Here is a 15,951-nt window from a genome sequence, read left to right on the forward strand (position 1 = left end):
TTTTTTTAGAGCGATTCAGCCTTCTTTCTCCCATTAATTCTAATCCATCTGCCAATAATCAGGAGAATAAGAAGTCCAATTCCCCCTAAAATCAGATAAGATAGATAAGGCGTCCTCTCATCAATATTCACTGCACTTTGGTTTAACTGGCGGGCTTCTGACGCGGCAATCGTGAAATTTTCTTCAAAATGATACTCCTTCCCATCTGCTTTTACCCTCATTTTAAGAACATAGTCCCCAGCCTTTATGGGTCGTTCCCCCGTTGGTATACCAAAATTAAAATTAGAATTGGGCGCCATGCGAAGATCGTAGACATCGTACGTATAAATCGCTGCTTTCCCCCCTTTTTCAGTCACAGTAGATTCAACACTCATATTGCGAACAATCGATGCTGCACTATTTTGAATGTTAGCTTCAATAAAGTTTCGATAATTTCTTTGTCCTGTTGTAATGTCTTTTAAATGCAAGTCATTTTCAACTGTTTCCCCGTCTTTTTTGTTTAACAAAATACCAACGGTGTACGCAACTTCATGAACTACTGTTTGTTCGCTTATATTTTTAACTTCTTCCATAAACCGAATCCCTCCGAGAATGTCTCCCGCCCAGTCTTCTTCTGGGAATAAAACTACTACTTTCATGGTGACAAAACCTAACGCTGGAATCGTACGTTTTGCTTCGTCAATCTTGACCAATTGATCCATTCGATGCGTTAATGAATCATCGTACGTGTCTTCTGCCAAATAACCAGGGATACCATTTTCATTGGTGGAAGCGGGATTCACCGCAGCTTTTACCGTAATTGCTACATCAGACGCATTATAAATCCTAATAGAAACTTCACGTTTTTCTCCCGGCTGACCGTCGAAATGGTAATAGCCTTGCGCATTTACATTTCCATCCTCATCTAACGTTTGAATCGAAAAATTATTCACCTCATCTGCATAGCCTGTTTGATAAAAAAAACCAAGACTTAGGATTACCGTAAATAGAATCCATCGGATTGCGTGTTTCTTTCGTTCTTTCTTTGTTTTCAATATAATTTCCTCATTTCATAAAAGTGAGATAGTTCATTATTAAATATTTAATTCACAAATTAATATACGGGTTAAACCAGGTTTAAGGTCAATGCCTTTTTTTCAAAAAAAAACTACAAAATAAAAAAAATTCAAAAACAGACTTGTAAATGCTGATTTATTAGGCGTTTTCCGGAAAATAAATTAAAATGATCTTTCTTAATTTTTATAAATTAGCATTTATAATAATCAACAGTCTTATTATTTCCTTTCCCACTTGAAATATATTGAACAATTGATTTAATAAACTCAGCTCTATAGAATCCTTCTCTCTTAACACGTACAATGTACTTTCTGATTGCTTTCAATATCAACTTCTAGCAATCCGTCAAAAATAATCTGAGCGCTCGCCACTTTTTTTCTAGAGGAGCTTTTTGATTTACCGATAGGTTGAATGATAATCCCATCTTTCATTACGTTTGTTGAATTTTGTTCAAAAAACAATACAAAATACGCAACGGTAGTTACGTATTGTTACATATGTTCTTTCCGCAACAATTAAAGTGTCTCTATTTCTATAAACTTTCTTTTTAAATGAACAATATTTTGTATATCAATAGACACAAAACGAAAGCTACGTGCTTCAATTGTCATAAAAAAAGAGGGTCCAGAAACTAGTCATTTTCTGAACACTCTTTTAATAGTTTCATAATGCACATTCCATTATCCGAAATTTATTTTTGCGCAACATATTTAGCTGCCAATAATGATTTGTATATTTCATTCGGCAAAAAATCCATGGAATATACTCTACTGTTCTCTGAAATAATACCTTTTTGATCTAGTTATTGAATTACTTAAGGAGTTATGAAATAAGTAACTAGAAAGGATCAAAACCTTTTAAGTTTCTGTTCACTTTTGATGAGCTGTTCTAATACTCACAAATCTGATTTTTAAGTGAACAATGAGTTGTATCCGATTCTATAGATACAAAAATAAGCTACTCGTTCAGAAAATAAACGAGTAGCCTTGAACTGCCAAAATCTCTAAGGTGTAAATTCTTTAATTTTGTAAAAAAATGATTATTGATACAAGAGAATTTCCTTAACAATTTTGATTGAATCTACCATAAAAAACGATCTTCCTACTTAAGTACATAAAAAAGGTATCTAGAGAGGATTCATTTTCTAGATACCTTTCTTTATAAATAGTTCCCAGCGAAAGGAAACATTGCTCCTAAAATATAAGCGTATGTTCACTCGTTTTTCTATTATACACTCAAAAAATTATTCAAGCAGCACGACTATTGCAGGGAAAACCGAATCTATCTTAGAGATTCTATGCTATTTTGCTTTGTTTGCTTCATCGACAGCTTGTTGCGCTTTTTCCTTACTTCCATTGCTGTCATTAGCTTTACTAATTGCGGCTTGCAGTTCACTGTCCACTTGACTCAACGCATCATTGGTATTATCGACGTCTATGGAGCTATCGCTTAAACCGGCGTCCGCAGCAACTGCGTTCGCATAATCCTTTAGCTTCGTATTTGCCGATTCTAAATCTTTTGCATATTGCGCTACCTTATTAACATTGGCGTTCGCACCACTTACAGCAGCAGAAGCTTCACTATTTTGGGCTTGCACGTTTTCGATTGTTTCATTGGCCGCTTGTAAATCACTTTCCGCTTTTGCTTTTGCTGCTTCAGCTTCCGCTTTTTCTTGGACTAGTTGTGCTATTTGGGCTTTTTGACCTTTAATCTCTATCCCCAAAGCGCTTAAAACTTGTGCAATTCTTATGGAATCGTCTTTTGTCCCCAAAAAATGAAACGTCGTTGCAATCGCTGCATAGGCGCCCACACTAAATGAAAAGATCATTCCCAGTGCAGCAAGAGCTAGGACACACCCTTTCTTATGCTCTTCAATATACCTTCCGATCCTTGTTTGTTTCCTTCTTTCTCTCATACACTTCTTCCCTCTCTCATTTTAATTATTTATACTTCTATCTTTCGATAGTTTTTTTATATTGTTTGCTAACTTAGACGATGATAGTCGCTACTCACTCTCTCATTACCCTTTGTTGAAAAGCAACGAAAATAAACTCAGTTACAAATCGACTCCATCCCATCCATAATTGAAAAATGGCCAATGTCAATGTCCTAGATTTGATTACAAAGTAAATCATCAGAAAACCAGTTCTGCCGGAACACTATTGTGACATTAAGCACAATGTATAGTTTATCAAACCTCGTTTGTTCGAATCATTTTGGTCTGGTATTTCGGACTTTCCAGATTTGCTGAATTCCACTTTCCTTTTATAAACCTATGAAAATAAGCAATAAAAAAAAGAGTTCAAAAACGTTTTAGTTTTTTGAACCTTTGCTTCTGTAATCCCCTATACTTTTTGAACTATATTTACACAACGCGCCTATCTATGAGTCACCTTGCATGGCGCTGTCTTAAACATTATATTTAGTAGCTTCTAACTTCAACATAGATTTAATACACTGGAATCAGCATGTTACTCCAACAATAACGAGAACATTTTTGATAAAGGTGCTTGATCTAGTTCAATCATGATGTCTAGCATTCTTGTTGCCATTGTTCTTCCCTGCTCCTCATTGACTGTCCTCATAATCAGTAATCCTTCAAAAAATTTGTACAGCGTTCTCGAAAAAAAGTCTTGGAAACTGGTGGATAACAATCCCAATTGGGTAAGTAAAACTTCTGCAAACTCATACTGCTTTTTTATAAATGTGTATTCAATAATATTAATCAGGAGACCACAATATACTTCTCTGCCTTTCTCAAATTGAATGTAATACTCCAGCAGTTTAGAAACTCTTTTAAAAAAGATAAATATAAATTCGTGATCTAAAAAATCTAGTGTATTGGCAAATAAATGTATCTCTTGAAGCGTCCAGCTTTCAATCCCCATTAAATAAGACAAAATCAGTTGCTTATCTTCTTCTAAAACGACAGCGGTATTGTATACTCCATAAACTTCTAAATGCTGTAAAATTCTTATTCTCGAGCGTACCTCAGCCACTCTGATCGCATTTATTTGTCCTGATTTTCTTTCTAGTTCTTTTAAAAGTAACGCTAATCCTTTTATGTCTTGCTTATTAGATAGGTTGGCGTAATTATAAGTGTAATGATTTTGTTCATTTAATTTATAGCCATTGGCAATAAACAAGAACTCGCCAATATCCATAGACAAGTTTTCTAATATCTTAATAAGGACATCAGAAGATATATTATGTTTTCCTTTTTCAAATTCAATCGCATATGATTTTGAGATAATATTTCTATAGACTTCTTTTTGACTAAATCCTTTTTTTAGCCGTATTTCTCTAATCGTTTCTCCAAACATGCATTATCCCTCTCTAAAAACGTGATACATTTCTAAATAAAACTGAGTAATACTAAAGTGCATATCATAAAAAACCATTTCATAAATTATTCTCCTTTTCTATTTTTGATGTTCTATGGCACCTAAAGATTATGCTTTCACTGAGAATCTAGACAAAGACTGATCACAATAGCTTCAGTCTTTGCCTATTTTGATTTCTATACAGTTTCTGCGTACCCGGCAGATGACGTTTGGAGAAAATTATTATCCAAATCAATTAATTAAATTGATTAGTTCTTTGTTTTCTTCACTCTTATGCTAACTACACCTAGAACACTTATAACTAAAAAACCTACAGCTTGTAAAATATTGGAAAATAGCGTACTTTCACCAGTCTTTGGGAAAGTATGACCGTTGTTTTTAGATAAAATATTAGAAAAAGCAGTGTCTTTTTTGATAGCTCTCATGGGAACGCTTTTTTTAGCTGAACTTAAAAACCTAACAGGTTTCGCTACAACATCCGTTTTTGTCTTTTCTTTTGATATTGATTCATTTGTTCGGTTCGATCCTTTTCCACTAGTTTCGGCTATCCTTGTATCTTCTTCGGACTTTGTTGCTTCTGTTTTGGTTGGTACAGCTTCTTTTGTGATTGTTGTCGTTCCTAATGTCGGATCTGTTGTTGTTGGTTGTTCTACAGTTGCTTCAACGGTCATTCCCGTTTGACTTTCTACTGTTGATTCATTTGTTTGGTTTGATCTTGTCTTTGTGGTACCAGCCATTCTTGTATCTTCTTCGGGCTGTGTTGCTTCTGTTTTGGTTGGTACAGCTTCTTTTGTGATCGTTGTTGTTCCTATGGTCTGATCTGTTGTTATTGGTTGTTCTACAGTTGCTCCAACAGTCATTCCCGTTTGACTTTCTACTGTTGATTCATTTGTTTGGTTTGATCTTGTCTCTGTGGTACCAGCCATTCTTGTATCTTCTTCGAGCTGTGTTGCTTCTGTTTTGGTTGGTACAGCTTCTTTTGTGATTGTTGTCGTTCCTAATGTCGGATCTGTTGTTGTTGGTTGTTCTACAGTTGCTCCAACAGTCATTCCCGTTTGACTTTCTACTGTTGATTCATTTGTTTGGTTTGATCTTGTCTTTGTGGTACCAGCCATTCTTGTATCTTCTTCGGGCTGTGTTGCTTCTGTTTTGGTTGGTACAGCTTCTTTTGTGATCGTTGTCGTTCCTAAGGTCGGATCTGTTGTTGTTGGTTGTTCTACAGTTGCTCCAACGGTCATTCCCGTTTGACTTTCTATTGTTGATTCATTTGTTTGGTTTGATTTAGATTCTGTGGTACCTGCTGTTGTTAACATTTGTTGGTGTACCGATGTTCCTTCATCTTGCACTTGTATTTGAACTAATTCGTTCGGTTTGTCTGAGTCAGGTTCCTTTAGTTCAGGGTAATATGATGAGCCTTGTATTGATTCTAATGAATCGGAGACGATCTTGCCGTATTCTCTTGTTTCATCATTGAACCAGACATTGCCGTCCTTAGACCATCTATCTCCCTTATCATCAACTGCTCGGCTTTCACTTAAACGTGTAACATGATGACCATTGATTGTATCCGCATGAGCTTCCGCTGCAAACACTAGAATAAATCCCACAGCTAAAGTAGTAGTTATAACTCTCTTTTTCATTATTTACTCTCCTATAAATTTCTAAATAAATGTTTCAGCTGAGCATCATTGTGATAAAAAACACAACCGAAAACATTTTTAAATTCATTCCTAATTTTCTGAAACTAATCTTGCAGTTTTCATTATAGTCTCCTTTAAATAAAATTTGCATTAGGTCTTATATTTGAGACCATCTTATTGGCCATATTTAAAATATCTTAAATATAGATCTTTTATAAATAATTCTGTTTATGAGTTATCCGTAAAAAGGGTCATAAACTATTAAGTTTCTGACCCAATCAAATAATTATTCAATCAACCATAAAATGATTTTTCAATCTAAAAATGAGTGATTTACGATTCTATGGTCACAAAACAAAATGATTGATCTCAATTATTTTATATAAAAAATGAGTTCAGAAATTAAGCATTTTCTGAACTCTCTTTTACACTTACCAATCACCTATATATTATTATCAAGTTATTACTTTTTAACTTATTTTTTACAACTAAATTTTTATTCATCACCAAGACCAGGATTATCCACTTTAAATTCGTCGTCTCTTATTTATCTTTGTAACTTCAATAATTAGTATCTGAATTGATTCAGCAAATCGATAAAATAATATAAACACAGTTACTTTCATACCAACTTTTATACTAAACACTTAATTGAAATCTATTGAAAATTAGATTTATTTAAGTGATATTCTTTTAATTTCCTGTTCCAAAGCTCTTTATCTACTCCATCTATTTCTCTAATTACTCTAGCAGGATTGCCACCAACGATAGTATTTCCAGGGACATCTTTCGTTACTACAGATTTTAAGAATCAGGTTGTGATTAATAAAAATTACACTATCCAATCATTCAACTCTTCAAATTTCCCTAATTTATCAAAGTCTTATCTTAAATATCTTTCGTTCTCAAAAACTGTCAATGTGGAATTCGGTATCACTTTCACTAGATTTAAATTTCCTTGTTCAGTCAAAGCGTTGTATCAGTGTAATTGTTTATCCATAGGTGAACAATAAATTATAGCTTCTCTGTTGCAATATTTTTAGATAAATAGTATTCAAAATTTATATCCATAGATAGTAGCATACCGATAAACTCTTCCTTAGGACAATTAAATTCGGATTCTATCCAAGATTTTATCATAGAAAGAAAGCCACTTATATGATAAACACTATACAGATTCATCTTAAAGCCCACAGCATGGTCTCCATATACTTCTTTCCATTCATCTGAAACAGATTTTTCCAAAAAATTGGTTAAATCTGAGAAGAATTTTGTGTCGTAATCGTTTCTAAATACCATTTTACATACTGATTTATTGTTTATAATGTACTCAACAACATGCCTAAAAAATTCTGTCATTCCATTTTTTTGTTTATCCATTATCTCTTTCAAATCTTTCACAACACTATCTTCAATTTGTTCATATAAGTCATATATATCTTTATAGTGACTGTAAAATGTAGCTCTATGAATATCCGATTTGATACACAATTCTTTAACTGTAATTTTCCTCAACTCTTTGCGTATCATGATTTCTGATAAACCTTCTTGTAAAGCTTTCTTAGTTTTTCTAACACGAGGATCTTCATTAGTGCTTTTCATATATACCTCCATTTGTTTACATATATTCGATGGGAATATTCAGCATAAATATTAACGCTAATATAATTATGTATATAAGAAAATACTTTTCACAAGCTTTTTATTCAGTATTGTACACTACATATAAAGATTGTCTATTAAGCGACACTTGTACTACTTATTGAATATTGTATTGAAAAAATCAGTAGATTAAACTTATGACTATAAACATATTTACTACATAATTATGATTAGGAGTGAAGGGCAAAAATGATAGAATATAAAAAAATGGAGAAATCCTACCTTTATCAAGCAGCTAGAATGAATGCTATTAGTTTTTCTGATTACCCTCTTGTGGGTAAAATTCGCAACGAATTTGAAAGTAACGAAGCTTTTATTGATTTTTTGACTGAAGCTCTTAAAGTTTACATCTATGCTCATAGTAAGAAAAATACAGTCTTTTTAGGTTTTGAAAACAATAAAATTAGATCTTTTGCTATCTTAGTTAGTCCTCGTGATAAAAAAGTAAATTTCTTTGATTATATGACATCTGGTGGAGTAAAACTATTAACAATGGCTCCTATAAGCAAAATTTTCTCACTATTACAACTGTTAAGCACCGGGCATAAAGCTGTAAATAGTTTTGCAGGAAAAACGTGGATGCTAGAATCATTGGCTGTAGACTCTTCCCAACGAGGGAAAAACTATGGAAGTAAAATGATCAATGATTGTCTTTTACCATATATAAAAGAAAATAAGCCCCAAAAAAGAACAGAGTATTTCATCACATTTACTAATACTGAACGAAACAGACGATTCTATTCTAAAAATGGTTTCTTTGAATTCGATTCATCGGTAATTAAAGATGGTAATCAAAATATAGGTAACTGGAGTTTTAAAATGGATATCAACTAATTTATCTAATATAAGTTTCTATCGAAAAGCAATCCGGAGTAAATTTGATTTAAAAAACTATATTCTAAGAATTGAAGCTTGCGGCGAGTTTCATATACTCACAAATTACAACCGAATCTTTAAGTGATCTCTATTCAAGTTCATTTATCAATGATCTCCACATATAAGGCATCAAACATGAGTTAATAGCAAGAGCGTGCAGCGTTTAAAAGTAGTCAAAATTAAACTATAAGTATCACATATTCAAATAATGAAATACAAATTCTTTATAAACTTAAACTTTACCCATTTCATTAATTGTTATTGTCTAAAATTATGTTCGTCAATTAAAATAAATGATATCCAGTTAATCAATTAATCAGATTGGCTGACAAAAATAGTGTTACATTGGAGGTCCTTATGTCAGTTTTAGTTTTAGGCGGTGCGGGTTACATTGGTTCAAATGCAGTGGATATGCTTATCAATCAGGGATATGAGGTCGTAGTCGTTGATAATCTTTGTACTGGATTTAAAGAAGCTGTTCATGACAGAGCAAAGTTTTACGAGATAGATATACGAAACAAAAAGTTACTGCGTTCTGTTTTTGAAACTGAAAATATTGACTCTGTGATGTATTTTGCTGCCTTATCTCTAGGTCGTGAATCTGTCGAACAGCCCTTAAAATATTTCAACAATAATGTTTACGGAACACAGATTGTTCTTGAAGTCATGCAGGAATTTAACATAAAATATATTGTCTTCTCTTCGTCTGCTTCAGTCTATGGCAATACAGAAATGAATCCTGTTCATGAATTAATACCTACTGCACCAATAAATCCCTACGGATGCTCTAAAGTAATTATGGAGACAATGATGGACTGGGTTAGCCGATCATCCAACATGACATTTGTTTCTATGCGCTATTTTAATGTCGCTGGGGCTAAAAAGGATTTTACACTTGGTGAAGTGCGTCCTCGTCTGATTCCTATTATTCTAGAAGTGGCTCAGAGAAGGCAAGAAAAGATAACCATTTTTGGGAACACTTATACTACTCATGACGGTACCTGTGTACGTGACTACATTCATGTCTTAGATTTAGTTGAAGCACACATATTAGCCTTGGAATATTTAAAATGTGGTGGTGCGAGTGAAATTTTTAATCTAGGATCCTCGAAAGGTTACTCTAATTTAGAAGTGATAAATGCAGCTGAAAAAGTTACAGGGAAAAAAATCCCAGTTGAAATCGTTACGAGTGTCGTTGGAGATGCTTCTTCTTTAATAGCTTCAAACAAAAAAATTAAAACTATTCTTGAATGGGAGCCTAAGTATAGTGGAATTGAGGAAATTATTTCTGATTCTTGGGGATGGCAAAAAAAATACCCAGATGGTTACTCGAATTGATTAGTTAAATAACCTGTTCTTTGACATTTAGTGTTGGTAGAACCAGAAAAATGGTCACATTCATCTCAGCGTGAATGTGACCATTTTCTATTTTCAACATGTGTTCTATCTTTAAAATATATTTATTTTATCACTTTTGAAAGTTATAAAAAAAGATAAGGTAATAATATAAACTAAAAATAAAGGGAAATCATTAATCTTAATTTAAACATCTAAGTTGATTATACTCAGAATCAACCAACGAAATTATTGTGAATATTTTAGAATAATAAGATATTATATATACGGTTATTGAAGTCGCTAATACCAGTTGGACTATTATCAATAAAGTATCTGGTTGCAAATTTGATAAAATGAAAAGGATCTTTTTGGGGAAAAATTTTATAACAGTTTTAGAAACAGGCACCATAGTAATGCAATATAACTTAATTTTTAGAAATATGAGAATAAGAATAATTAAAAGCCCGTATCCCCGAAATAAATTATTTTTAAATCGAGTATTTCTAATTTTAAACACTGCAGAGGTTGCTCTTTCTAGATATGATGAGAAGTAAATTATACCCAGATCCTCAACTTTAAATTTTGTGATAAATTTAAAGTAAATATGTTTAGAAATAAACTTAGTAACAGGTTTTAACATCAATATCGTCTCAAAAAAAATATATGTCGTGACTATTGATTTCAGTTTAAACGTTTTATTAATTAGTATATATATGAAGAAAACTACAATAACTAAAAAGAAATAAATGTATTGCTTTGCTATAGTACTCTCTTTAGAAATATAACTTTGTACTTCAGTAACGTAACTGCTTCTTTGCCTAAAAAAAGCTTTGACACTTTATTAGCTATTTTCTCTCACCTCGAATCTTTCTTTTCTATTTTAAATTAACTAATCTTATTACATTCGTATTCTCAATTTCTATATGATATCGAAAAAAAGATATAAATGTTAAGTTTCTGACCCTCTTTTCTTGTTCTATAAAAAAAAACCGAGAGGAAAGATCCTCTTCGGCTTCTGATAATAATTTTACTTTTGGTTAGACGCAAAATTCCCCATAGAAATGGACACTCTATTCCAACTATTGATTTGAGTAATTAATAATACTAGATCAACATATTCTTTTTCATCATAGTAATCGCGTACACGAGCATACAAGTCTTCAGGAACTTTTAAATCTGAAATTAATGTTATAGCTTCTGTAAGCTCCAAAGCGACCTTTTCTGCATCCGTATAAAAATTACACTCTCTCCAAGCACTTATACAGTAGATTCTTTGTTCTGTTTCCCCTAATTTTCGAGCATCGCTGCTATGGAGGTTTAGACAAAAAGCACAGCCATTGATTTGAGAAGCACGAATTTTAATAAGCTCTCGTAGATTTTTATCAATCTCTGTTTTACTTAAGTATTTTTCCACTTCCAACAAGTGTTTCATTCCATCAGGTGCTGTTTTATAATAATCAATTCTTTGTTTCATTTCACTTTCTTCCTTCCTATTGACGAAATCAACCAATTAATTTCTATAAAGTAAATATGATAATTTGTCTTACAATGATATTTAAAAAATTACAAACTATTAGAGGGTGATAAATTTTTCGATCGCACGTAATACGCCATCTTCGTCATTTGATTTAGTAATGAAGTCTGCTTGTATTTTGACTTCCTCAAAAGCATTTTTCATTGCAACACTGATACCTGCTTGAGAAAATAGTTCGATATCATTAAACCCATCACCAAATGCAATCGTCTCAGATTTATCGATGTTCAAAATCGATTGAAGTTGGGCAACTGTTGTTCCTTTATGAACATTTAAGTTCGAAATATCGATCCATGCTGCTTCTGAAGCAACAACATAGGCTCTATCCTGAAATATTGCCAATTCCTTCACTGTTTCAAAAGAGCGTAATTGCGGATCGTATACAGTAATTTTAACGAAATTTTCTGTTATATCAGCAAGATTTTCTAAGGTTTCTAAGATCTCGTATGAGCCTCTCGCCTTTTTGATATCTTGGTCTCTTGTCGTATTTTTTACGTATGCGGCGGTCGGTGTGCAAGCTATAATTACATAGTCGTCTGCAATTTCGTTTAACTTAGCGATAATATCTAAACCTATTTTATTAGGAAGCAATGACTGATAGATATAGTTTCCTTTATGTTTTATCCGTGTTGCACTATCACCTAATATCCATATATCCCTTGATAATTCTTCACCAAAAATTTTTTCTACTCGTTCACATTGTTTTCCTGTACATGCAGCAAACGTGATGTACATTCTCTTCATATCTTGATGAATCTTTTTAAAATATTCTTGATTGAACTTACTATCACTATTCAAAAAAGTTCCATCCATATCACTAATAATCAATTTTATCATTACTATTCCTCAATCTCAGTAGTAGATTTGTGAACTAGATCAGTTAGGTCTATACAAAAAGATCCCACTCATAATTCAGCATTTGTTTAGCCTCCATCATAATTTCTGACTCAGACAACAATGCTGTTCCTTGTGCTCTAACAATCCCAAGTCTAGAGAACCCCATGATTTCCTCAAACATCTGCTTGAGATAATTGTATGAGAAGTCCATTTTAGAATATCGGTCATCATTTGTGTAAATACTACCGCTTGCTTGCAGGAAAAGTATCTTATAATCATCGACCATTAAACCAACAGATCCTGTTTCGGTATATTTAAATGTCTCACGAGCAATCAAGATATTATCCATATAGTCTTTCAAACGAGACGTCACATTGAAATTATGAAGGGGGGACACAATCACGATTCTATGATGATCTTTAAATTGTTGTAACAGAGTCGTAGAAGTCTCATCAATTTTCATTTCATCTTGCGTTAAGCTCTCTCCAACTCGTTTTTTCTCCCAAATTGCTAATAATTGACCTTGCTCAACTCTTGGAATGTCCATATCATAAAGGTTGATAGTAGTGATTTGGTTTGGATCAAATTGCTCATGAAACTTACCTAAAAATAAATCTTGTAGCTTACTTGAATAAGTTGTTTTTTTGTTGAATTCAGGGTGGGAATTAATTAGTAACGTTTTCATGTTAATACCTCTTTTCTTTTGATATACTTACTATACTATGAAAAGGTGTCAGAACATGATACCGTTTAAGGAGAGATTATGAAAAAGTCAGAGCGACTAAATAAAGAATTGATTTTTTTAAAGAACAAAAATTTTTTCAACTTAAAAGATCTTATGGAAGAATTTAATATTTCTAAAAGTACTGCTTTACGTGACATTGAATCTTTAGAAGAAATGGGGCTTGCTTTGTATTCCGATTATGGGAGAAGCGGCGGATATCAATTAATGGATCAGTCACTATTAACGCCTATTTATTTTGATCAAAATGAAATTTTCGCGATTTTTTTTGCCTTAAAAGCACTAGAACTGCTTTCTAGCACTCCTTTTGATAAATCATATACACATATCCAATCAAAACTCATGGTTACTTTAACAAGCAAGCAGCAAAAAGAGATAGAAACACTTTTAACTGTTGTAAAGTACTACAATACAGCGCCATTAAAAACACAAACAAATCTAGCCAAAATACTTGATTCTATCTTAAATGAAAAAGCGATAAAAGTGACCTATGCCCAGTTTGAAGAAATTGAAACAATACTGCAAAGTAATGAACTTTTCTATCGAAACGGGATTTGGTTTTTTAGTGCCTACGATTTTACGACCCACCATTGGGGGACTTACCGAAGCGATTGTGTTGTAGCGAGTGAGATCTTAGAAGAATTTGATCAGTCGTTTTCTATTGAAGAACTAAACCAAATTCAAAAAAAATATGAACAAAATTTTCATGATATACCTTTTCGTTGTCGATTAACGGCATTTGGTAAAGAAATCTTTCATAAACACAACTATCCTAACATGTCCTTAGAGATCAAGGATGGCATTTCTTACATCGTTGGCGGATATAATCAAAAAGAACTTCCTTATATGACTCATTATCTATTACGCTTTGGTAATAGTATAACAGTCGAATATCCTGAAGAGTTAAAGGACAGCTATTTGAAAGAGCTTCAATTGATATTGAAAAAATATTTAAAATGAGAATGATTCAAACGCTCTCAAACTTATTTTAAACTAAAAAAGTATCTTGACCGATATGGGTTAAGATACTTTTTCCTATGTAATCACAAGCATTGTAATTTTGATATAAGATTGATAACTAAAAACTCTTAAGTTTCTGACCCCGTTAAGAATTTGTCCAAATACTTATAAAAATGATTTTCAAATGAACAATCATTTAATTTAAAAGTTTAAGGACATAAAAATAAAAAGCTTTACTGCAATTATGGTATCTAAAAAGAGTGCTCAAAAAATAGTTATTTTCTGAACACTCTTTTAAATAGATTCCTAAACACCTTGATGATTTAATCATTTGGATATTATTAACAGATAAACCGCATAATTTGCTGCACTTTTCAACGCACCCCACCATATTCTTCAAATAATTTAGTCATCATCCATTGTATCTCACTCTTGGTCTGACTTTAATCTCTCACATATTAGGTTGCAGTTTCATTGGTAAATTCAATGATTAAATAATGATGATAACATTTTAGACTATATTATGCTATTTAGCAGTTCACCCATAGTGGCTACAATATACATTTCCTCTGTTTCAAAAATAATATTGTTTTTACTAGAATAAACATTATATATCTCGTGTCCTACTTTTTCACTAATATCTATTTTTTTAATATAGCACATAGTTTTATCAAATAAGTAAATGGAATCTTCTGCAAAAACGCAAATATAATCATTAAATTGTCGAAGCTCAAATATGGTAGCGTCACACCTAATTTCTTTTACTTCAGTTAAATGGCTATACAAATTACATTTAATCATTATTTGTGTTTCTGCATCAGTATATGCGATTAAAAAGATATCACCATTAGCGGATATTGTAGATATAGCCCCTAGATCAATGAATGTCGAAGTTAAATGATGAGGGAGTACCGCATTAAATCTATTTAAATCTATATTGAATTCTACTAATCCATAGTGAGCCCAATCGTTTTCTGCGGATAGTATTCCTTCTTCATTATACGCAACTAATACTCCGCTTGGAGATGGCACTATATTTAGTATTCCATTTCCTAATACAGTAATAGAATTATTTATAAAGATAGCCTCTTCATCATCCATCGAAAAAAATAGGTACCATTCATTTTTATACATCATAATTTCATGAATCTTAATTTCCTTTTGTTCGAACAGTTCATTCTCAAAAGTATGAATTATTTTATCTTCTTCAAAAATTTTAATAGTAGCTTTTTCTTTTGAAAATATACATAAATTGTTTTCTGTGGGTGTAGTTAAGATTGTTAGGTTATCTTTTAATGGTAATTCTCTCATCATATGCACCTGCACTTTTTTTCGTCGTTGATGATAGCTCTAAGATCTGTGACCGTCCCGCGTTCTTTTAACTAATCGGAAAACATAAAGAAACTCAACAATCCATATTATAACAATTCGAGTAATTTTTACAGCAACGAAAAATCCTACCCAAGTAGTGATTGTTACCGGAATTTATCCATATGAAACAAATTTGTTCAATGGATTACTGTCCAAGTGGGCATGCACATTATAGATTCTCTAAATCGAGATTTAGTTAGATAAAAATTCCGTGAGTTAAGTAGGTCATAAAATAATTTTGTACGCCATATTTTTTGAAGATACGTTAAATAAATTAGTTTATAATGAAATCTGTAACCTTTAAAATCTAAAGCAGGTTCATCTAGCAGATTATCGCTTCTAAATGAAAAATTATAATTAAAATCTAGTACTCCTTGAAATTTGAGGACGACCTTGGAAGATGTTTCTAGAGAATTTAATAACAATAATAGACTTGCGTTTTCATATATATCACTTTCCATACCTTCTTCACCGGTTAACATACTAATACTAGCATAGGATAGCGATCCATCTAAATTTAGTATCATACCTGAGTAAAACTCCATTTTTTCAACAAATGAATCATGAAAATTCCCATACTTTTCATTCAAA

General features: G+C 32.3%; 12 protein-coding genes. 3 read left to right on the forward strand and 9 right to left on the reverse strand.

What is annotated here, in order from left to right; genetic code table 11:
• Window positions 1–5: 5 nt before the first annotated feature.
• The 5 genes from IGI94_RS15450 to IGI94_RS15470 form a co-directional block, all read right to left on the reverse strand.
• Complete coding sequence (locus IGI94_RS15450) at window positions 6–1,034, reverse strand: DUF916 and DUF3324 domain-containing protein (RefSeq protein ID WP_086298853.1); 1,029 nt, start codon at window positions 1,032–1,034, stop codon at window positions 6–8.
• A 1,322-nt stretch (window positions 1,035–2,356) separates the two neighbouring features.
• Window positions 2,357–2,971, reverse strand: a complete 615-nt coding sequence (locus IGI94_RS15455) for a hypothetical protein (RefSeq protein ID WP_008381639.1) — start codon at window positions 2,969–2,971, stop codon at window positions 2,357–2,359.
• Between the two features lie 556 nt (window positions 2,972–3,527).
• Window positions 3,528–4,379 (reverse strand): helix-turn-helix domain-containing protein, encoded by an 852-nt coding sequence (locus tag IGI94_RS15460; protein WP_438899935.1) that lies wholly within the window; start codon window positions 4,377–4,379, stop codon window positions 3,528–3,530.
• A 269-nt stretch (window positions 4,380–4,648) separates the two neighbouring features.
• Complete coding sequence (locus IGI94_RS15465) at window positions 4,649–6,040, reverse strand: hypothetical protein (protein WP_438899936.1); 1,392 nt, start codon at window positions 6,038–6,040, stop codon at window positions 4,649–4,651.
• Between the two features lie 1,014 nt (window positions 6,041–7,054).
• Window positions 7,055–7,642, reverse strand: a complete 588-nt coding sequence (locus IGI94_RS15470; RefSeq protein WP_051154589.1) for a TetR/AcrR family transcriptional regulator — start codon at window positions 7,640–7,642, stop codon at window positions 7,055–7,057.
• A 249-nt stretch (window positions 7,643–7,891) separates the two neighbouring features.
• On the opposite strand from IGI94_RS15470, the gene IGI94_RS15475 reads away from it, so the two are divergent.
• Window positions 7,892–8,536 carry a GNAT family N-acetyltransferase gene (locus IGI94_RS15475; RefSeq protein WP_016612626.1) on the forward strand — a complete coding sequence of 215 codons (645 nt, stop codon included), beginning with the start codon at window positions 7,892–7,894 and terminating at the stop codon, window positions 8,534–8,536.
• Window positions 8,537–8,935: 399 nt separating this feature from the next.
• On the forward strand, window positions 8,936–9,916 hold the full coding sequence (gene galE, locus IGI94_RS15480; protein WP_086332767.1) for a UDP-glucose 4-epimerase GalE: 981 nt from the start codon (window positions 8,936–8,938) through the stop codon (window positions 9,914–9,916).
• Between the two features lie 1,027 nt (window positions 9,917–10,943).
• Here galE and IGI94_RS15485 read toward each other — a convergent pair.
• The 3 genes from IGI94_RS15485 to IGI94_RS15495 all read right to left on the reverse strand — a co-directional run bounded on the left by IGI94_RS15485 (window position 10,944) and on the right by IGI94_RS15495 (window position 12,972).
• Window positions 10,944–11,390: a carboxymuconolactone decarboxylase family protein gene (locus IGI94_RS15485; RefSeq protein ID WP_034872048.1), complete on the reverse strand. Its 447-nt coding sequence runs from the start codon at window positions 11,388–11,390 to the stop codon at window positions 10,944–10,946.
• Window positions 11,391–11,489: 99 nt separating this feature from the next.
• Window positions 11,490–12,287: an HAD-IIB family hydrolase gene (locus IGI94_RS15490; protein WP_016612631.1), complete on the reverse strand. Its 798-nt coding sequence runs from the start codon at window positions 12,285–12,287 to the stop codon at window positions 11,490–11,492.
• 49 nt (window positions 12,288–12,336) lie between these two features.
• Complete coding sequence (locus IGI94_RS15495; RefSeq protein WP_016612632.1) at window positions 12,337–12,972, reverse strand: FMN-dependent NADH-azoreductase; 636 nt, start codon at window positions 12,970–12,972, stop codon at window positions 12,337–12,339.
• A gap of 78 nt (window positions 12,973–13,050) precedes the next feature.
• On the opposite strand from IGI94_RS15495, the gene IGI94_RS15500 reads away from it, so the two are divergent.
• Window positions 13,051–13,989, forward strand: a complete 939-nt coding sequence (locus tag IGI94_RS15500; protein WP_016612633.1) for a helix-turn-helix transcriptional regulator — start codon at window positions 13,051–13,053, stop codon at window positions 13,987–13,989.
• Window positions 13,990–14,505: 516 nt separating this feature from the next.
• Here the strand turns inward: IGI94_RS15500 and IGI94_RS15505 are convergent.
• Complete coding sequence (locus tag IGI94_RS15505) at window positions 14,506–15,300, reverse strand: SufE protein (protein ID WP_275626494.1); 795 nt, start codon at window positions 15,298–15,300, stop codon at window positions 14,506–14,508.
• Between the last annotated feature and the right edge of the window lie 651 nt (window positions 15,301–15,951).

The sequence above is a fragment of the Enterococcus sp. AZ149 genome, from assembly GCF_051714285.1.
Lineage (GTDB): Bacteria > Bacillota > Bacilli > Lactobacillales > Enterococcaceae > Enterococcus_D > Enterococcus_D entomosocium.